Source organism: Hansschlegelia sp. (assembly GCF_035538955.1).
Classification (GTDB): domain Bacteria; phylum Pseudomonadota; class Alphaproteobacteria; order Rhizobiales; family Methylopilaceae; genus Methylopila.
Genome location: NZ_DATLJK010000002.1, coordinates 33,398 through 51,822, shown reverse-complemented (window position 1 = coordinate 51,822; position 18,425 = coordinate 33,398). Strand labels below are relative to the sequence as shown.

The 18,425-nt window shown below is 68.3% G+C and carries 19 protein-coding genes and 1 tRNA gene; 16 read left to right on the top strand and 4 right to left on the bottom strand.

Going from position 1 to position 18,425, the window contains the following annotated elements:
* Positions 1 to 86 precede the first annotated feature (86 nt).
* Positions 87 to 163 (bottom strand) — tRNA-Arg (locus VM780_RS00665).
* Positions 164 to 519: 356 nt separating this feature from the next.
* Here VM780_RS00665 and VM780_RS00660 point away from each other — a divergent pair.
* The 6 genes from VM780_RS00660 (at position 520) to VM780_RS00635 (ending at position 5,961) form a co-directional block, all read left to right on the top strand.
* Positions 520 to 960 (top strand): adenylyltransferase/cytidyltransferase family protein, encoded by a 441-nt coding sequence (locus tag VM780_RS00660; RefSeq protein ID WP_325444059.1) that lies wholly within the window; start codon positions 520 to 522, stop codon positions 958 to 960.
* Positions 961 to 1,312: 352 nt separating this feature from the next.
* Positions 1,313 to 1,546, top strand: a complete 234-nt coding sequence (locus VM780_RS00655) for a hypothetical protein (protein WP_325444057.1) — start codon at positions 1,313 to 1,315, stop codon at positions 1,544 to 1,546.
* Between the two features lie 182 nt (positions 1,547 to 1,728).
* Entirely contained in the window at positions 1,729 to 2,616 is an 888-nt protein-coding gene (locus VM780_RS00650; RefSeq protein ID WP_325444055.1) for a cation diffusion facilitator family transporter, read from the top strand.
* Positions 2,617 to 2,698: 82 nt separating this feature from the next.
* Positions 2,699 to 3,508: a thermonuclease family protein gene (locus VM780_RS00645; protein WP_325444053.1), complete on the top strand. Its 810-nt coding sequence runs from the start codon at positions 2,699 to 2,701 to the stop codon at positions 3,506 to 3,508.
* Positions 3,505 to 4,977: a M48 family metalloprotease gene (locus tag VM780_RS00640; RefSeq protein ID WP_325444051.1), complete on the top strand. Its 1,473-nt coding sequence runs from the start codon at positions 3,505 to 3,507 to the stop codon at positions 4,975 to 4,977. Before VM780_RS00645 ends, VM780_RS00640 begins: the two co-directional genes overlap by 4 nt.
* Positions 4,978 to 5,079: 102 nt before the next feature.
* Positions 5,080 to 5,961 (top strand): NAD(P)-dependent oxidoreductase, encoded by an 882-nt coding sequence (locus VM780_RS00635; RefSeq protein WP_325444048.1) that lies wholly within the window; start codon positions 5,080 to 5,082, stop codon positions 5,959 to 5,961.
* Here VM780_RS00635 and ppk2 read toward each other — a convergent pair.
* Positions 5,958 to 6,941, bottom strand: a complete 984-nt coding sequence (ppk2, locus tag VM780_RS00630) for a polyphosphate kinase 2 (RefSeq protein WP_325444046.1) — start codon at positions 6,939 to 6,941, stop codon at positions 5,958 to 5,960. The two genes, VM780_RS00635 and ppk2, sit on opposite strands and share 4 nt — an antisense overlap.
* 95 nt (positions 6,942 to 7,036) lie before the next feature.
* Between ppk2 and VM780_RS00625 the strand changes: the two genes are divergently transcribed.
* The 7 genes from VM780_RS00625 to phoB all read left to right on the top strand — a co-directional run bounded on the left by VM780_RS00625 (position 7,037) and on the right by phoB (position 13,821).
* Complete coding sequence (locus VM780_RS00625; protein WP_325444044.1) at positions 7,037 to 8,353, top strand: ATP-binding protein; 1,317 nt, start codon at positions 7,037 to 7,039, stop codon at positions 8,351 to 8,353.
* Between the two features lie 152 nt (positions 8,354 to 8,505).
* Positions 8,506 to 9,552 carry a phosphate ABC transporter substrate-binding protein PstS gene (pstS, locus tag VM780_RS00620; protein WP_414652760.1) on the top strand — a complete coding sequence of 349 codons (1,047 nt, stop codon included), beginning with the start codon at positions 8,506 to 8,508 and terminating at the stop codon, positions 9,550 to 9,552.
* A gap of 79 nt (positions 9,553 to 9,631) precedes the next feature.
* Positions 9,632 to 10,627 carry a phosphate ABC transporter permease subunit PstC gene (pstC, locus tag VM780_RS00615; protein ID WP_325444042.1) on the top strand — a complete coding sequence of 332 codons (996 nt, stop codon included), beginning with the start codon at positions 9,632 to 9,634 and terminating at the stop codon, positions 10,625 to 10,627.
* 78 nt (positions 10,628 to 10,705) lie between these two features.
* The gene (gene pstA / locus VM780_RS00610; RefSeq protein WP_325444040.1) at positions 10,706 to 11,503 is read left to right on the top strand and encodes a phosphate ABC transporter permease PstA; all 798 of its coding nucleotides are present in this window, start codon (positions 10,706 to 10,708) and stop codon (positions 11,501 to 11,503) included.
* Positions 11,500 to 12,348 (top strand): phosphate ABC transporter ATP-binding protein PstB, encoded by an 849-nt coding sequence (pstB, locus tag VM780_RS00605; RefSeq protein WP_325444038.1) that lies wholly within the window; start codon positions 11,500 to 11,502, stop codon positions 12,346 to 12,348. Before pstA ends, pstB begins: the two co-directional genes overlap by 4 nt.
* A gap of 46 nt (positions 12,349 to 12,394) precedes the next feature.
* Positions 12,395 to 13,108, top strand: a complete 714-nt coding sequence (gene phoU / locus VM780_RS00600) for a phosphate signaling complex protein PhoU (protein ID WP_325444036.1) — start codon at positions 12,395 to 12,397, stop codon at positions 13,106 to 13,108.
* Positions 13,109 to 13,119: 11 nt separating this feature from the next.
* Complete coding sequence (gene phoB, locus VM780_RS00595; RefSeq protein WP_325444034.1) at positions 13,120 to 13,821, top strand: phosphate regulon transcriptional regulator PhoB; 702 nt, start codon at positions 13,120 to 13,122, stop codon at positions 13,819 to 13,821.
* 37 nt (positions 13,822 to 13,858) lie between these two features.
* On the opposite strand, the gene VM780_RS00590 is transcribed toward phoB, so the two are convergent.
* Both VM780_RS00590 and VM780_RS00585 read right to left on the bottom strand, forming a co-directional pair.
* Positions 13,859 to 14,071 carry a DUF378 domain-containing protein gene (locus tag VM780_RS00590; protein ID WP_325444032.1) on the bottom strand — a complete coding sequence of 71 codons (213 nt, stop codon included), beginning with the start codon at positions 14,069 to 14,071 and terminating at the stop codon, positions 13,859 to 13,861.
* Positions 14,072 to 14,284: 213 nt separating this feature from the next.
* Positions 14,285 to 14,839, bottom strand: a complete 555-nt coding sequence (locus tag VM780_RS00585) for a GcrA family cell cycle regulator (RefSeq protein WP_325444030.1) — start codon at positions 14,837 to 14,839, stop codon at positions 14,285 to 14,287.
* Between the two features lie 431 nt (positions 14,840 to 15,270).
* Between VM780_RS00585 and VM780_RS00580 the strand changes: the two genes are divergently transcribed.
* From VM780_RS00580 to VM780_RS00570, 3 genes are read left to right on the top strand one after another with little or no spacing between them, the layout of a single operon-like run.
* The gene (locus tag VM780_RS00580) at positions 15,271 to 16,461 is read left to right on the top strand and encodes an aspartate aminotransferase family protein (RefSeq protein WP_325444159.1); all 1,191 of its coding nucleotides are present in this window, start codon (positions 15,271 to 15,273) and stop codon (positions 16,459 to 16,461) included.
* The gene (gene argF / locus VM780_RS00575; protein WP_325444028.1) at positions 16,458 to 17,390 is read left to right on the top strand and encodes an ornithine carbamoyltransferase; all 933 of its coding nucleotides are present in this window, start codon (positions 16,458 to 16,460) and stop codon (positions 17,388 to 17,390) included. Before VM780_RS00580 ends, argF begins: the two co-directional genes overlap by 4 nt.
* 9 nt (positions 17,391 to 17,399) lie before the next feature.
* Positions 17,400 to 18,410 carry an Hsp33 family molecular chaperone gene (locus tag VM780_RS00570; protein WP_325444026.1) on the top strand — a complete coding sequence of 337 codons (1,011 nt, stop codon included), beginning with the start codon at positions 17,400 to 17,402 and terminating at the stop codon, positions 18,408 to 18,410.
* The last annotated feature ends 15 nt before the right edge of the window (positions 18,411 to 18,425 follow it).

Here is an 18,425-nt window from a genome sequence, read left to right as displayed (position 1 = left end):
CTCGCATCTGAGCGCCCGTCGGTTCACGCCTGGGACGAGCGTGACAGCGGCGTGCCTAAGACGAGCTGAGCGGGCCGGAAGGGCCCTGGCGTCCCGGAAGGGATTCGAACCCCTGACCTACGGTTTAGGAAACCGTTGCTCTATCCTGCTGAGCTACCGGGACGGAGCGCCGCGCACGGGCCCCAAGCAAGGCGGCCAATCCGTATCATGCAGCGGCGCGGCGGCAAAGTTTCGAGCGCGAGATCGAGATGACGGTCGCCGCGCCGAGTGCGCTGCGGAATGGCGGACCGCCTCAGTTTTCAAGAGATCAACTTCTTCTCCGACGTTTTTGTGCGACGCACACCTTGTGCATGACGTAGATGTCACATTATGGTCACGAGGACAGTGCTTGTGCGCACGGCGTCGGCCGGCGCGCTGCGGTTCTCCGGAACCTTGGAAATCTTCCCTACGGGGAAGATGTCTTCGCATACCGCAATGCGCATTTCGCCAGCGAGGCTCGCCACCTTTCGGAGAGAGGCCGTGGTAAAAGTTCTCACCTACGGAACGTTCGATCTGCTGCACATCGGGCACCTGAACCTGCTTGAGCGGCTCAAGGCTCTCGGCGATGAGCTCTATGTCGCGGTCTCGACAGACGAATTCAATCACCAGAAGGGCAAGCGCTGCGTCGTCAGCTTCGAGGACCGGATCCGGCTGGTCTCCGCGCTGCGCTGCGTGACGGGCGTGCTGCCCGAAAACAGCTGGGATCAGAAGCCGCACGACATCAGACGGCTCGGCATCGACGTTCTGGGCATGGGCGGCGACTGGGTCGGCAAATTCGACGCCATGAAGGCGCACTGCAAGGTCGTGTACCTGCCTCGCACGGAAGGCATCAGCACGACCTTCCTGCGCGAGACGATCATGGAGCGCGGGACCAGCATGGTGGCCCTCAAGGCCGCAGAGGCGCGGGTCGACCACAACTAACGAAGACAGAACGTCCGCGCGTTCGTGGCCACATCCCGCCACGGATCGATCCGACGATATGATCATGCCTCGCGCTGCGGTCCCGGGTCTTTATCGACGCAGCGCTCACCCGCCGCAGCCGAAGCCCGGATCCCCAGCGGCGTCTCTTGCGCCGACAGCCGCTGTCGGGGCATGACCGGCTGCACGCCCATCCAGAGATCCTGGCAACGCTCGATGGATCCTCGCTGACCTCTTGCGGCGAGTTTCGGCGGCAGGACAGCTTCGGGGCGTTACGAGAACTCACGCCTTGACGATACCCGGTGGCCTCCGTCCAATGGTTGTGGATGCACAAGACCGTTCGATGGAGTTTTCGATGAGTCACGAGTCCGGCGACGCGGTGCTCGCGCTGAAAGTTCTCTTCGATGCGCTGTGCATCCATCTGGCGTCGAAGGATTTGCTCACGCAGCACGAATATGAAGGGCTGTTCGCGTCGTCATTGCTCAAGCTGGAAATGTCCGATTCCCCAAATACTGAGGGGGCCATCCTGTTCCTGCGAGACGCTGCGCCGCCGTCGGCCGGGCTGCGAGACGCGGATCCCAAGAACTGAGATCCGTGCGGACGCTCGGCGAGCAGCCAGGGACGCCGCGGATCTGCTGCTGAAATTCGCCGCCTGAGGCTGCGCGGTCGAGCGCCTTCTGCAACTGCTTCGCAGCGGCGAAGATAACGGTTGCCGGCCGCCCGAGGCGCCGCTAGTCGCTCTCGTCCGAATGGCGCGAACGGGGGCGCGAGATGGATGAAGCGGCGCGGCTCGCGACCGCCACTCTGGCGATCGGCCTCGTGGTGCTGGGGCTCAAGACGGTCGCCTATCTGCTGACCGGTTCGGCCGCGCTTTACTCCGACGCCGCGGAGAGCGTGGTGAACGTCGCGGCTGCGGTCGCCCTGCTGGTCGCCGTCCGGCTCGCCGCCGCACCGCCGGACCGCAACCATCCCTATGGCCACCACAAGGCCGAGTATGTCTCGGCCGTGGCGGAGGGCGCCCTGATCGTGATCGCCGCCGGGGCGATCCTGCACGAGGCATGGAGCGTCTGGCGCACGCCACGGGTGATCGAGTTCTCCGCCGCGGGCCTCGGGGCGAACCTGCTGGCGAGCGTGATCAACGGGATCTGGTGCGCCGTTCTGCTCCGGCGCGGAAGAGCCCTGAAGTCGCCGGCGCTCACCGCCGACGGGCAGCATCTACTGGCCGACGTGGTCTCCTCGGTCGGCGTCCTCGCCGGCATCGCGGCGGCGCTTCTGACGGACCAGCTCTGGCTTGATCCGCTCATCGCCTGCGCGGTGGCGCTGAACGTGCTCTGGTCGGGAGCGAAGCTCGTGCGCACCTCGGTCGGCGGCCTGATGGACGAAGCGGCGTCGCCGGCCGCTCAGGATCGCATCCGGGGCGTCATCGCCACCAATGCGGAGGGCGCCATCGAGGCCCACGATCTCAGGACCCGTCACGCCGGCAGGCTGACATTCGTGGATTTCCACCTCGTCGTCTCCGGAGATATGCGGGTGACCGAGGCGCACGAAATCTGCGATCGGATCGAGCGCGCGCTGCATGATGAGGATTCCGACATGGTGGTCACGATCCATGTCGAGCCTGACGACAAGGCCAAGCACGCGGGAATCATCGTGCTCTGACGGGGCGCTTAACGCCTCGTCGACCATAAGCGCGCAAGGTCGTGGGAAGCCGCTTTGACGCCAACGTCATGAATCCACGAATGTGATCCACCCGTCAGGCCTCCCGCTCGCCATGGCGTTCTGCGTAACCTCGGCGCCTGCTCTCGGGCTGGAGCCGTGCTCGCTCGCGGCGCGCGCCGAGGCGGTGCAGGTGCGGCGGGCGATCGACGGCGACACGGTCCAGCTCGACGATGGGCGTGAGGTGCGGCTCGCCGCCGTCGCTGCGCCCAAGACGCCGCTCGGCGCGGAGCCACAGGCCTGGCCGTTGGACGCGGCGGCCCGCGGCGCGCTCGACGGGGCGCTTGCCGGGCGCAGGATCGAACTGCGGCTCTCGGGACGTTCTCCGGACCGCTATGGCCGCCTGCGTGGCTTCCTGGCGGAGGTCGGCGCGACCGACCAGGCCGGCGTCGCGACCGATCTGCTGGCGCGCGGCTTGTTGCGCTGGGCCGCCGACAACAGTGACTGCGCGGCCACGCTGCGAGCCGCGGAAGACCGTGCGCGCGCCGCCCGCCTTGGTTTGTGGGCGGAAGCATACTACGAGGTCCGGGACGCGGCCGACGGCAAGGCCGTGGCCTCGGCCGAAGGACGGTTCGTCGTCGCCGAAGGTCGGGTCGCGAGCGTCAGAACCGCCGCCGGGCGGCTCTATGTGAATTTCGGGAGACGATGGCGCGACGCGCTGTCGCTCACCGTTTCGGAGGCGACGCTGCGCAGGCTCGGCGGGATCCAGGCGCTCGATCTGCGGCCAGGGGCGCGTGTCAGGGCGCGCGGCGTGGTCGAAGCGCGGCAGGGTCCGATCATCGAAGTCACCAGCTCGGAGCAGATCGAGCGCCTTGATGAGGCGCCCGATCGATGAGGATCCGCGCGCTTCGGATGATCCGCGGCCTGCTCGGCGCGGCGCTTGCGGCGGCGCTCGCAGCAGGCTGCGCGGCCGTCAAGCCGGAGGAGACCGCGCGCGAGCCGCTGGTCCCGGCGGCCGCTCCCAAGGTCGCTCCTCCGCCGCCGACGGCGGTCAGCCAGGAGCAGGCGCGGATCGCGGCCGCCTATGGCGGCGTCTACGAGAAGCCGGATCTGAGCTCCTATCTCAACACGATCGCCAACCGGCTCACGGCCGCCTCCGAGCGTCCCGACCTGCGCTACAAGGTCGTCATGCTCAACTCCCCGCTCATCAACGCTTTCGCGTTGCCGAACGGGAGCCTTTACGTCACGCGCGGTCTGCTGGCGGTCGCAAACGACTCTTCCGAGCTCGCGGCGGTGCTCGCGCATGAGATGGCGCATGTCTCGGCGCGGCACGCGATGCAGCGCGCCGACGAGGAGCGCAAGGCGGTCCTGGTGAGCCGCGTCGTCTCCGACGTGCTGCAGGACCAGGAAGGCGCTGCGGTGGCGCTGGCGCGCGGAAAGCTCTCGCTCGCCAGCTTCTCGCGCGCCCAGGAGCTCGAGGCGGATCGGATCGGCGTGCAGAATATCGCCCGCGCCGGCTTTGACCCGTATGGCGCCTCGCGCTTCCTGCTCTCGATGGGGCGTCAGGCGGATCTGCGCAGCGCCGCGCTCGGCCAGAAGCCGTCGCAGCCTGGGCTGGACTTCCTCTCGACGCATCCCTCGACGCCCGAGCGCGTCCAGCTCGCGGTCGCATCCGCCCGGCAGATCGGCGCGCCGGGCGTCGGCGAGCGCGACCGCGACGCTTATCTGACGGCGATCGACGGCATGGTCTATGGCGACGACCCCAGCCAAGGCTTCGCCCGCGGCCGCCAGTTCCTGCATCCGCGGCTGGGCTTCAGCTTCTTCGCGCCCGAGGGCTTCACGTTCGAGAACGGCGCCGAGGCGCTGCTGGGCGTCGCCCCTGATGGCCGCGCGCTGCGAATGGACGCCGCCAAGCTCGCCGCGGGACAAACGCTGGAAGGCTACATCTCCGAGAACTGGGTGGACGGCGCCGCCCCGGGGCCGGTCGAGAAGCTCGAGATCAACGGCATGGAGGCCGTGACCCTGATCGCGCGCGGCCGCGACTGGACCTTCCGGTTCGCGGCGATCCACTACGGTCCGGACGTGTATCGCCTGATCTTCGCGGCGCGTGACCTGACGCCCGAGGTCGACAACGGCTTCCGGCAATCCATCCAGAGCTTCCGCCGGCTGTCGCAAGCCGAGAGCGACGCGGCGCGGCCGCTGCGGCTCGACGTCGTCCGCGCCCGCCCGGGAGACACCGAGGCGACGCTCGCGAGCCGCATGGCGTTCCAGGATCGCGCCGCTGAGCGTTTTGCGGTGCTGAACGGCCTGGCGCCCGGCGAGCCGATCCGGCCGGGAACGCGGCTCAAGGTGATCGACGAGTAGAGCTTTCGGCCTCCTGCGCGGAGCTGAGGCGCTCAGGCCGCATGAGGGCCGACTGAACCGCTGCGGCGACCAGACGTTGAGGCGCGACAACAGGAGGCGATCATGAACGTCGGCATCATCGGTCTCGGCAATATGGGCGAGGGCGTCGCCCGAAATCTGCTGAAGAGCGGGCGCGAGGTCGTCGTCTGGAACCGGTCCTCCGCCGCCGTGGACGCGCTGGTCGAGGCCGGCGCGCGGAAAGCAGCGGATCCGGCCGAGGCGTTCCGGGCCGAAATCGTCTTCTCGATGCTCAGCCAGGACGATGTGATCGAAGAGGTGGTGGTCGCGTCAGGCGCGCTCGGACAGGCGGCTGCGGGCGGAGTGCACGTCAACCTGTCGACCGTCTCCGTCGCCTTCGCCGACCGTATGGAGCAGCTGCATCGCGAACACGGCCTAGGCTATGTGGCGGCGCCCGTTCTCGGGCGGCCCGATGTCGCGGCGGCCGGCCAGCTCAACGTGCTGTGCGCCGGCGAGCCCGCGGCCGTCGCCAAGGCGACGCCGCTGCTCGAGCTCTTTGCAAAGCAGGTCTGGCCGCTCGGCGACCGCGCCAGCAACGCCAATGTGGTGAAGCTCGCCTGCAATTTCGCGCTGGCGAGCATGATCGAGACGCTCGGCGAGGCCGGCGCTCTGGTGGACGGCTACGGCGTCGAGCCTTCGCGCCTGTTCGAGATCATGACCGGCACGCTGTTCGCCGCGCCGGCCTACAAGACCTATAGCGGCCTGATCGCCGACCGGAAGTTTTCGCCGGCGGCCTTCAAGCTGCCGCTCGGGCTGAAGGACGTGCGCCTCGCGCTCGCCGCCGGCGAGGCGCGCCAGACGCCGCTGCCGATCGCCTCCGTGCTGCGCGACGGCTTCATCGAGGCGATCGCGCAGGGCGACGGCGACAAGGACTGGTCGGCGCTCGCCGCGGGCGCGTTCCGGCGCGCGGGACGGCCGCTGGATTAGTCGTCGGGCTCTCCGCCTTCGGCCAGGAAGGCCGGAGCGCCCATCAGGATGCGTTCGTCATTGCCGCCGATGACGGCCAGATCGCGCCCCTCATAGGGGATCGCCAGCAGCACGGCGCGGATGCAGGCCAGGCGCATGCGCGCCTTGTCGTTCGCCTTCACCACGGTCCAGGGCGCGAGGTCGGTGTGGCTGGCCCGGAGCATGCGCTCCGCCGCGACCGTATAGGCCTCCCAGAGGTTGAGGCCGGCATAGTCGATCGGCGACAGCTTCCAGCGCTTGAGCGGATCATGGCGACGCGCGTGAAGGCGCTTGATCTGCATTTCGCGGCCGATGGTCAGCCAGAACTTGAACAGCCGGATTCCGTCCTGGACCAGAAGCCGTTCGATCTGCGGCGCTTCGTGCAGGAAGTGCGCTGTCTGGGCGGGGGTGGCGAAGCCCATCACGAGTTCGATGACGGCGCGATTGTACCAGGAGCGGTCGAACAGCACGATCTCGCCCGCGGTCGGCATATGGCTGAGGTAGCGCTGGAAGTACCATTGGCCGGCTTCCGTCGAGGACGGCTTGTCGAGCGCGACGGTTCGCACGTTCCTCGGGTTGAGGTGCTGGGTGAACCGATCGATCACGCCGCCCTTGCCGGCGGCGTCGCGACCCTCGAACACGATTACGATGCGCTCGCCGGTGCGCCGGACCCACGCCTGCAGCTTCAGCAGCTCGATCTGGAGCTCGCGAAGCGTCCGCTTGTAGACCTCGTCGTCGAGCTTACGGTCATACGGATAGCCGCCGCTGGCGAACGCGGCGTCGGCGATCGCCTTCGGGAGCTGGTCGTCGTCGAGATCGACCTCCACGCCGCCGACCGTCACCACCGGGGCTTCTTCGGTCCCCGGCGGAGCAAGCGCGATCGTCGGATCGGACGCCGCGGCGCCTTTGCCGGACTTGGCTTCCTTGCGGTGGCTCTTCGCGGATGTGTGTTTCTCGGCCATGATGCTCCCGCCGCCGGATGTCGCGGCACTGTCATGCAGGTGCTGTCGAGTGTCGACTCTCCACGACTGCTCGACTCGATAGGTTTTGCTGCGGCATGAGCGACTCATCCGAGCCCGTACGGACACCGGTGGTCCTCGCCGAGCCGCCGCTCGAACGACTGATCGACGCCCGCTGGACCCTGGGCGCCGCGGCCCTTCTGATCGTCGGCGGCTTAGCGTTCGGGCGTCTTGGCCCGTGGGAGGCTCTGCTCGCCGTCGCCTTCATGGCGCTCGCCGCCGTCGTGGCGCCCCGCCGCCGCCGGCTCGTCGCGGCGGCTGACGGCGCCGCCGTCGCGGGGCTGGTCTCGCTGGAGACCAAGGCGATCCTGTCGGGTTTGCCCGAACCGGTGCTGGTCCTTGACCGCCGCGGCCTCGTTCTCGCGTTCAACGAGCACGCGATGGCGGCACTCGGAGAGATTCGCGCCGGGGAGCCGGTCTCCTTCGCGCTCCGGGCGCCGGAGGTCCTCGACGCCGTGCGGGCCGTCTCGAAGTCCGCCGAACCGCAGGTGGTGTCCTATGTGGAGCGCGTGCCGGTGGAGCGCTGGCGCGAGGCGCATGTCGCAGCCGGCCGGGTCGGCTCGCTCGGGCCGTCCGTCATCATCGTCACGCTGCGCGACCTTACCGAACAGCGGCGCTCGGAGCGGATGCGCGGCGATTTCGTCGCCAACGCCAGCCACGAGCTGCGCACGCCGCTCGCGTCTCTCCTCGGCTTCATCGAGACGCTGCAGGGGCCCGCGCGCAACGATCCGGACGCGCGGGAGCGCTTCCTGGCGATCATGCGCGCGCAGGCCAACCGCATGGCGCGGCTGATCGACGATCTGCTGTCGCTGTCGCGGATCGAGCTCAAGGCGCATGTCCGGCCGCGCGCGCTCGTCGACCTTTCGGCGCTCGCGCGCGGGGTGACGGATGCGCTCGGTCCTCTGGCGAAGGAGCGCGGCGTCGAGCTCCAGCTGACGGTCGATCCTGAAAGCGTGTTCGTCCATGGCGACCGCGACGAGCTCATCAGGGTCGCCGAAAACCTGACCGAGAACGCCATCAAATACGGCCAGTCCGGCGGCAGGGTCGACGTGGCCGTGCGGCGCGGCGCCGGGGGTGGCGCCCTGCTGGTGGTGCGCGACTATGGGCCCGGCGTCGCGCCGGAGCACCTGCCGCGCCTGACGGAGCGGTTCTATCGCGTCGACGTCGCGGAGAGCCGCGACAAGGGCGGCACCGGGCTCGGGCTCGCCCTCGTCAAGCACATCGTGCAGCGTCACGGCGGCCGCCTGCTCATCGACAGCGTTCCGGGCCAGGGGGCAAGCTTCACGGTCGCGCTCGAGCGGGCGGAAGACGAACCGCAGGACGCGGCGGAGCTCCCGCTCAAACAGGCCGGATAGCCTCATTCTGCGGGGTCCTGGCCGTCATCCAGCTGTCATGTCGGCGTCATAGAAGAGTTGCGCGGGAGGGATAGACCTCCGGCAGCCTCGATCGCGGACCATCCACGCGGCCGTCGGCAAGATCTCATCGACGAAGGCAGCAGGAGCAGATCGTGAAGCTCAATCGAATTTTCGGAGCGGTCGCCGCTACGATGCTGATGGCCACCCCCGCCTTGGCGCTCGACATCTCCGGCGCCGGCGCGACCTTCCCGTATCCGGTCTACGCCAAATGGGCCGAGGCCTATAAGAAGGAGACCGGCGTCGGGCTGAACTACCAGTCCATCGGCTCCGGCGGCGGCATCAAGCAGATCCAGGCCAAGACCGTGACCTTCGGCGCCACCGACGCGCCGCTCAAGGGCGACCAGCTCGACAAGGCCGGCCTGGTCCAGTTCCCGATGGTGATGGGCGGCATCGTGCCGGTGGTGAACGTCGAGGGCGTCGGCCCCGGCGACCTGACCCTCGACGGTCCGACGCTTGCGAAGATCTTCCTGGGGCAGATCACGAGCTGGGATGACCCGGCGATCAAGAAGCTCAATCCGGACGCCAAGCTGCCGTCGAGCGCGATTGCGATCGTGCATCGCTCCGACGGCTCGGGCACGACCTTCAACTTCACCAACTACCTGTCGAAGGTCTCGCCGGACTGGAAGGACAAGGTCGGCTCCGCCACCGCGGTCGAATGGCCGGCGGGCCTCGGCGGCAAGGGCAATGAGGGCGTCGCCAACTATGTCGCTCAGACCAAGGGCGCCATCGGCTACGTCGAATACGCCTACGCCAAGCAGAACAAGCTCGCCCACGCCAAGATGATCAACAAGGACGGCAAGGCGGTCGAGCCCGTCACGAAGTCGTTCCAGGCCGCGGCGGCCAACGCCGACTGGATGTCGCAGCCGGGCTTCGGCGTCATCCTGACGGACGAGCCGGGCGCCGACAGCTGGCCGATCACGGCCGCCACCTTCATCCTGATCCACAAGCAGCCGCAGGACCCGGCGGCCGCCAGCGAGGCGCTCAAGTTCTTCGCCTGGGCCTACAAGAGCGGCGCGCCGATGGCCGAGGCGCTGGATTACATCCCGATGCCCGAGAAGGTCGTCGCCGACGTCCAGAGCGTCTGGGCGAAGGAGATCAAGGGCGCTGACGGCCGGGCGCTGTATTCCGCCACCAACTGAGGCTTCCGCAGCCTCGTCGCGGGGGCGCCTTCCAGGCGCCTCCGCCCGCTTCTCGTCCTTCCTCTCCGAGACCGCCCGCATGACCGACGCGTCGCTGCAAGCGCCGACACTGTTGCTCCAGCCGGACGCCGCGCGGGCGGGCCGCCTGCGCTCCTTCCGCCTGAAGGACAACGTCTTCCGTCACCTGACGCGCGCCTCGGCGGTAACGGTGCTCGGCATCCTGGGCGGCGTCATCCTGGCACTGGTCATCGGCGCCTGGCTGGCGCTGTCGACCTTCGGCATCGACTTCTTCACCACCGAGAGCTGGAACCCGGTCACCGAGAAGTTCGGCGCGCTTGCGCCCATCTACGGCACGCTGGCGACGTCGCTGATCGCGATGCTGATCGCGGTCCCGGTCGGCCTCGGCATCGCGATCTTCCTGACCGAGCTCTGCCCGCCCGTCCTGCGCCGGCCGGTGGGCGTGGCGATCGAGCTCCTCGCCGGCATCCCGAGCATCATCTACGGCATCTGGGGCCTGTTCGTGTTTGCCCCCTTCCTGCAGGCGACGCTCCAGCCATTCCTGATCACGACCTTCGGCTCGGTCCCGGTTCTCTCGACGATATTCGCCGGGCCGCCCTACGGCATCGGCATCCTGACCGCTGGCCTGATCCTCGCCATCATGGTCCTGCCGTTCGTGACGTCCGTGTCCCGCGACGTGTTCGAGACCGTGCCGGCGGTGCTGAAGGAAGCCGCCTACGGCATCGGCTGCACGCGCTGGGAGGTGATCCGCCGCATCGTGATCCCCTACACCCGCGTCGGTCTGGTCGGCGGCGTCATGCTCGGGCTCGGCCGCGCGCTCGGGGAGACCATGGCGGTGACCTTCGTCATCGGCAACGCGCACCGGATTTCCGGCTCCATTCTGGCTCCCGGCACCACGATCTCGGCGTCAATTGCGAACGAGTTCACCGAGGCGGTCGGCGACCTCTACACCTCGTCGCTGATCGCGCTCGGCCTCATCCTGTTCATCATCACCTTCATCGTGCTTGCGATCGCGCGGCTCATGCTGCTGCGCCTCGAGCGCCAGCAGGGGTCCTGACCGATGTCGCTCATGGCGCCCGTCGCCCACTCCGCAAGCCGCCCGCGCTATATGCGCCGGCGTCGGCTAAACCTTGTCATGATGAGCCTGTCGCTCGCCGCGGCCGCGTTCGGGCTGCTTTGGCTGCTCGCGATCCTGAGCACGCTGGTCTTCAAGGGCGTCGGCGGCCTGTCGCTTGACGTTTTCACGCAGTCGACGCCGCCGCCCGGGTCCCAGGGCGGTCTTCTCAACGCGATCGTCGGCAGCCTGATCATGACGGCGATCGGCGTCGCGCTCGGAACCCCGATCGGCATCCTCGCCGGCACCTACATGGCCGAATATGGCCGCCACAACCGCCTGACGATGACGGTTCGGTTCATCAACGACATCCTGCTGAGCGCGCCGTCGATCGTCGTCGGCCTGTTCGTCTACGAGGTGGTGGTGATCCGAATGGGCCATTTCTCCGGCATCGCCGGCGCGCTCGCCCTCGCGATCCTGGTGGTGCCGGTGGTGGTGCGCACCACCGAGGACATGCTGAACCTGGTGCCCAATCAGCTCCGCGAAGCGGCCTCGGCGCTCGGCCTGCCCCGGGCGATCGTGATCCAGCGGATCGCCTACCGGGCTGCGCGCGCCGGCATGATCACGGGCGTGCTGCTCGCGATCGCCCGCGTCTCCGGCGAGACGGCGCCGCTGCTCTTCACCGCGCTCAACAACCAGTTCTGGAGTTCGGACCTCAACGCTCCGATGTCGAGCCTGCCGGTCGTGATCTTCCAGTTCGCCCTCAGCCCCTACACTGACTGGCAGCAGCTCGCCTGGACGGGCGCGCTCCTCGTCACCTTCGCGGTTCTCGCGCTGTCGATCGCGGCCCGCGTACTCGCAGCCGGGAGTCGGAAATGACCAGCACTGACGTCGCGCGCGCGACCACGATCCCCCCCGTGTCCGCCGCCCGGCCGGCCGACCAGCGGAAGGTTCATGTGGGGGCCGGCCAGGCCGAGAAGATCTCGATCCGCGATCTCAAATTCTTCTATGGGGACTCGCTGGCCCTCAAAGGCATCGACCTGCCGATCTACGAGCGCAAGGTCACCGCGTTCATCGGACCGTCGGGCTGCGGCAAGTCCACGCTGCTGCGGGTCCTGAACCGGATGTACGACCTCTATCCGAAGCAGCGCGCCGAGGGCGAGGTGCTGCTCGACGGGATCGACATCCTGTCCCACAAGCTCGATCTCAACCTGCTGCGCTCCCGGGTCGGCATGGTGTTCCAGAAGCCCACCCCGTTCCCGATGTCGATCTACGACAACATCGCCTTCGGCGTCCGGCTCTACGAGTCGATCTCGAAGTCTGAGCTCGACGGCCGCGTCGAGGCGGCGCTCAGGCGCGCCGCGCTGTGGAACGAGGCCAAGGACAAGCTCGACGCCAGCGGCCTCAGTCTCTCGGGCGGGCAGCAGCAGCGCCTGTGCATCGCCCGCACCATCGCGGTGCGGCCGGAGGTGATCCTGCTCGACGAGCCGTGCTCGGCGCTCGATCCGATCTCGACGGCGAAGATCGAGGAACTGATCGACGAGCTCAAGGCGGACTACACGATCGCGATCGTCACCCACAACATGCAGCAGGCGTCGCGCACGTCCGAGTACACCGCGTTCATGTATCTCGGCGAACTCGTCGAATTCGGCGAGACCGAACAGATCTTCATGAGCCCTCATGACCGACGCACGCAGGACTACATCACGGGCCGCTTCGGCTGAGATGTTGAGACGTCTCGGCTTCAACGTAGATGAAGGCACAAAGGCCATGACCGACCATATCGTCAGCGCGTTCGACGCCGATCTCAAGGAGCTCGGCGACAAGCTCGCCGAGATGGGCGGCCTCTGCGAGAAACTCGTCGCGGAGTCGATCGACGCCCTGCTGCGGCGGGACACGCCGCTCGCCAAACGGGTGATCGAGTGGGACCGCTCCATCGACCGCCTGCAGAACGAGGTCGAGGAGAACGCGATCCGCACGATCGCGCGGCGCGCGCCGGTGGCGATCGACCTGCGGGAAGTCGTCGCCGCCCTGCGCATCGCCAATGATCTGGAGCGGATCGGCGATCTCGCGAAGAACATCGCCAAGCGGGTGGTCGCGCTCGAAGGACAGTTCCAGCCGCCGAAGCTCGCCGGCGGCGTGGCGCACATCTCGGATCTCACGCTCGCGCAGCTCAAAGACGTGCTCGACGCCTATACGCGGCGGGACGAGACCAAGGCGATCGAAGTCTGGAATCGCGACGGCGAGATCGACGCGCTGTACAACTCGCTGTTCCGCGAACTCCTCACCTACATGATGGAAGACCCGCGCAACATCGGCTTCTGCGCCCATCTCCTGTTCTGCGCGAAGAACATCGAACGGATCGGAGACCACGCCACCAACGTGGCTGAGACGGTCTACTACCTCGTCCACGGCGTGCCGCTGACCGACGAACGGCCGAAGGCCGATCTGACCAGCGCGACGGCGATGGACTTCGGACACTGACGGGCGCCCCGATGAAGCCACGCGTCATGATCGTCGAGGACGAAGAGGCCCTGACGACGCTCCTCCGATACAACCTCGAAGCCGAGGGCTACGAGGTCGAGGCCGTCGTGCGCGGCGACGAGGCCGAGATCCGGCTGCGGGAGTCGCCGCCCGATCTGCTGCTGCTCGACTGGATGCTGCCGGGCGTCTCGGGGATTGAGATCTGCCGCCGGTTGCGGACCCGGCGGGAGACCGAGTTGCTCCCCATCATCATGCTTACGGCGCGCGGCGAGGAGGGGGAGCGGATACGAGGCCTCGCGACCGGCGCGGACGACTATGTGGTGAAGCCGTTCTCGGTGCCTGAACTTCTCGCCCGCGTCCGCGCGCTGCTCCGCCGCGTCAAGCCCGAGCACGTCTCGCGGACGCTGAAGGCGGGCGACATCGAGCTCGACCGCGAGAACCGCCGCGTCCGCCGTCACGCCCGGGAGGTCCATCTCGGGCCGACCGAGTTCCGCCTGCTCGAATTCCTGATGCAGTCCGCCGGCCGCGTCTTCACGCGCGAGCAGCTGCTCGACGGAGTCTGGGGCCGCGACGTCTATGTCGACGAGCGGACGGTGGACGTCCATGTCGGCCGGTTGCGCAAGGCCATCAACCGCGGCCGCAAGCCGGACCCGATCCGGACGGTGCGCGGCGCCGGCTACTCGTTTGACGAGACCTTCGCCCGCCAGCAATAGCCGCCGGTCCCCGAGGGGACCGGCGCAAGAGTCGCCCTCAGGCGAGGCGGCGGTCTGCGCTCGCCTCCGAGACGAGCGGCGCGATGCTGATGATCGCCGAGATGCCGACGAGGACATAGACGATCCTGGCGAGCGCCGAGCCGGCGCCGAAGATCGCCGCGACAAGATCGAAGTCAAACAGGCCGACCAGACCCCAGTTCAGGCCGCCGACGATGAGCAGAACGAGTGCGATCAGACGTATCGCGCGCATTTGAGACTCTCCAAAGCGAGTACGAAGCAGGTTCTGCCGAAGTCGTGATGAACCTAGACGCGGCGTTTCGCGACGTCGCGTTCACCGACAACAATGGCAAGACGTGTTCGTTCCTACGCCGGAAAGCCGGCGTGGATCACATTGGAGACAGCGTGTCGTGGAAAAATGCGCGGCGGAGCGGCCTCGGCAGGACCGCTCCGCGTGACGCAGGGTTCAGTGCGTGAGAGCCGGGGCCGGGCGGCGGTCGCGGCGCCGGTCATGCGCGGGCTGATAGGCGATCGCGGCGTGGTGGCCGCAATAGGCGTCGCCGGGCGAGGAGCGCCCGCCGCAGAAGCGGAACTCGGGCTGGCTCGGATCGCCGAGCGGCCAGCGGCACATGTTTTCGCGGAGCTCCATGATGGTGACCCGCTCGCAGACCAGCGCGGCGCTCTCCACGATCTCGAGAGGCACGAGGCGGGGCGCGGCGACCGACCGCGGCGCCGAGACGGGCGCGGCCGCGAGCGCCACGTTGCCGCGCACGCCGTAGCTCTGCTGGCTCGGCGCGGGCGTGGCGGTGGCGACGCGCCGGGGCGCGGCGGCAGGCTTGGCCCGGAGGCGGGCGACGCCGCTCGGCGCAGCCTTTGCCCGGCCGGAGAGCCCGAGGCGATGAACCTTACCGATCACCGCGTTCCGCGTGACGCCGCCCAACTCCGCCGCGATCTGGCTCGCGCTCAGGCCTTCGGCCCAGCGCTTCTTCAGAAGCTCGACCCGCTCATCGGTCCACTGCATCGGATCCTCCAGTGCCGTCGACTCCGCGGAATCCGGCGGCGTCCGTCGCGACGCGTTTCTGCGCCCGACGGCGTGGCCGCCTCATCCACTTGGAAGACGAAGGTGAGCACGAGATGTCGTGCCTTAACGGTTCTTAAAGTACGATATGCCGCGACTCACCGTAAAGAGTCCGGAATGCAACAGTGGGGTTTTCCCCAGCCGGATGCCGGCGGGTTGTCCACAGCCGGTCCACTGCCGCGGAAAGCCCTCAGAACCAAGCATTCCGCCGCTCGCGGCGATTGACAGAGCAGGCGCTCTTTATATTATCGCGCCGATCGAAGAGCCGCTCGGCTGGGGCGGCTCTTTTTCTTTTTCCGGCGGCTATCGGAGCGATCCGCGCAGTGCGCCGGAACGCCGAAAAGGGTTCCGCCGTGACCGCCGCTTCCGCGTTGATGCCCGTCTTCGCCCGCGCCGGCCTCGCCTTCGAGCGAGGCGAAGGCTGTTGGCTCGTGACGGAAGGCGGCGAGCGCTATCTCGATTTCGCCGCCGGCATCGCCGTGAACTCCCTTGGCCACGCCCATCCGCATCTCGTCGAGGCGCTGAAGGCGCAGGCCGAGAAGCTGTGGCATGTCTCCAACCTCTACGCCATTCCGGAGGGCGAGCGGCTGGCGCGGCGGCTGGTGGAGCGGACCTTCGCGGACGTCGTGTTCTTCACCAACTCGGGCGCCGAGGCCCTGGAGGCCTCGATCAAGCTCGCGCGGAAGCACTTCCACGCCAATGGCCAGCCGGAACGCTACCGCCTGATCACCTTCGAGGGCGCCTTCCACGGCCGGACCCTCGCGACGATCGCAGCCGGCGGGCAGGCCAAATATCTCGAAGGCTTCGGGCCGAAGGTCGAGGGCTTCGACCAGGTTCCGTTCGCCGACATTGCGGCGGTCGAGGCGGCGATCGGCCCCGAGACCGCGGGCGTGCTGGTGGAGCCCCTGCAGGGCGAGGGCGGCGTTCGGGTGTTCCCGCCCGCCGCGCTGCGCGCGTTGCGGGAGATCTGCGACCGTGAAGGCCTCCTGCTCGTCGTCGACGAGGTCCAGTCCGGCGTCGGGCGCACGGGCAAGCTGTTCGCCTATGAGCATGCGGGCGTGCGGCCCGACGTAATGGCGATCGCCAAGGGCATCGGCGGCGGCTTCCCGCTGGGGGCCTGCCTCGCCACGCAGGAGGCGGCCGACGGCATGACGGCCGGCGTGCATGGCTCGACCTTCGGCGGCAACCCACTCGCAATGGCGGTCGGCAATGCGGTGCTGGACGTGGTGCTCGAGCCGGGCTTCCTGGATCACGTCGCGCGCATGGGGCTGCTGTTCCGCCAGCGTCTCGCGCAGGTTATCGACGCGCATCCCATGACCGTCGGAGAGGTGAGGGGCGAGGGGCTCCTGCTCGGCCTGCGCTGCCTCGTGCCGAACACGGACGTGGTGGCGGCGCTCAGGGACGAGCGGCTGCTGACGGTGGGCGCCGGCGACAATGTCGTTCGCCTGCTGCCGCCACTCGTCGTCACCGAGAAGGAAATCGGGGAGGCGGTCGAACGGATCGATCGGGGGCTGTCGGCGATCGAACGCAAAGCCGGCCTGCTGGCGCGGGGAGCGGCCGAATGAGCGCCGCGGTCCGGAATTTCCTCGATCTCAGCGACTTGCCAGGAACGACGCTCCGCCAGATCCTCGACGCAGGCGCCGCGATCAAGGCGCGCCGGCGTACGCCGGCCGACGCTCAGGACAAGCCGCTCGCGGGCAAGTTCGTCGCGATGGTGTTCGAGCAGCCTTCGCTCAGGACCCGCATGTCGTTCGACGTGGGCATCAGGGAACTCGGCGGCGAGCCCGTGATGGTGACGGGCAAGGAGATCGAGCTCGGCGAACGTGAGGCGATCGCCGACACCGCGCGCGTGCTTTCGCGCTTCGTCGACGCGATCATGATCCGCATGCTGAAGCACGACGCGCTGCTCGAACTCGCGAGGCACGCCACCGTGCCGGTCATCAACGGCCTGACCAAGGTTTCGCACCCCTGTCAGGTGATGGCCGATGTGATGACCTTCGAGGAACGCAAGGGGCCGATCCGCGGCCGCACCGTCGCCTGGACGGGCGACTCCAACAATGTGCTCGCCTCCTGGATCCACGCCGCGGCGCGCTTCGACTTCAATCTCAGGATCGCGACCCCCGCGGAGCTTAGCCCGGGCGCCCAGATCCTGGACTGGGCGCGCCAGGAAGGCGCCAAGATCGCGCTTGGTCATGACGCCGACACGGCGGTGGACGGCGCCGACGCCGTCGTCACCGACAGCTGGGTCTCGATGGGCGACCGCGACGGCGAGCGGCGTCATAATCTGCTGCGGCCGTTCCAGGTGAACGAGGGGCTGATGAAAAAGGCCGCTCCCGACGCCATATTCCTGCATTGCCTGCCGGCGCATCGCGGCGAGGAGGTGACCGACGAGGTCATCGACGGACCGCAGTCGGCTGTCTTTGACGAGGCGGAGAACCGCCTTCACGCGCAGAAGGGCGTTCTGGCCTGGTGCTTCGGCGCCGTCGGGGCGTAACAGTCGAGCATGACCAAAACTGACTCCGCCGCCATCCGGGAGGACGGCGACGATCGCATCCTGCCGTTCCAGATCGAGGAACTCGACGTGCGCGGTCGCGTCGTCCGGCTCGGGCCGGCGATCGACCGCGTGATCGAGCGCCACGCCTATCCGCCCGCGGTGTCCAAGGTGTTGGGCGAGGCGGTGGCGCTGACCGTGCTGCTGGGCTCGGCGCTCAAGATCGACGGGCGTTTTCAGCTCCAGACGCAGTCTGATGGGCCGATCGGCATGCTGGTGGTCGATTTCGAGGCCCCGGACAAAGTGCGCGCCTGCGCGCGGTTCGACGCCGAGCGTGTGCCCGAGCGCGGATCCACCGGGGCGTTGCTCGGGCAGGGCCATATGGCGCTGACGATCGACCAGGGGCCGCAGATGTCGCGCTACCAGGGCGTGGTCGCGCTCGAGGGCGGTTCGCTCGAGGACGCCGCGCACGCTTATTTCCGGCAGTCAGAGCAGATCCCGACCCGGGTGCGGCTCGCGGTCGCCGAGACCCTGTCGGCTGGCGACGGCGCCGGCCCGAACCATACGTGGCGCGCGGGCGGACTGCTGGTCCAGTTCCTTCCCGAGGCGCCCGAGCGCATGCGGCTGCCGGATCTCGATCCCGGCGACGCGCCCGAGGGCGCGGCGTTCTCCGAGACGGAGGAGGACGACGCCTGGGTGGAGGCCCAGTCGCTGGTCGGCACGGTGGAGGATCACGAGCTGATCGATCCCACGCTCGCCCCCGAGCGGCTGCTGATCCGGCTGTTCAACGAGCGCGAGATCCGCGTTTTCGAAAGCCGCGGCGTCCGCGAAGCCTGCCGCTGTTCACGTGACCGGGTGCTCGGCATGCTGAAGAGCTTCTCGGCCGAGGAGCGGCGCGACATGCTGACCGATGACGGCTCGATCGAGGTCACCTGCGACTTCTGCTCGACGCGCTACACCTTCTCGGCCGAGCAGGTCACGGCGCTCGAGGAACAGGACTTCGACGACAGCGCCGCCGGCTGACATCCGGCGGCGCGC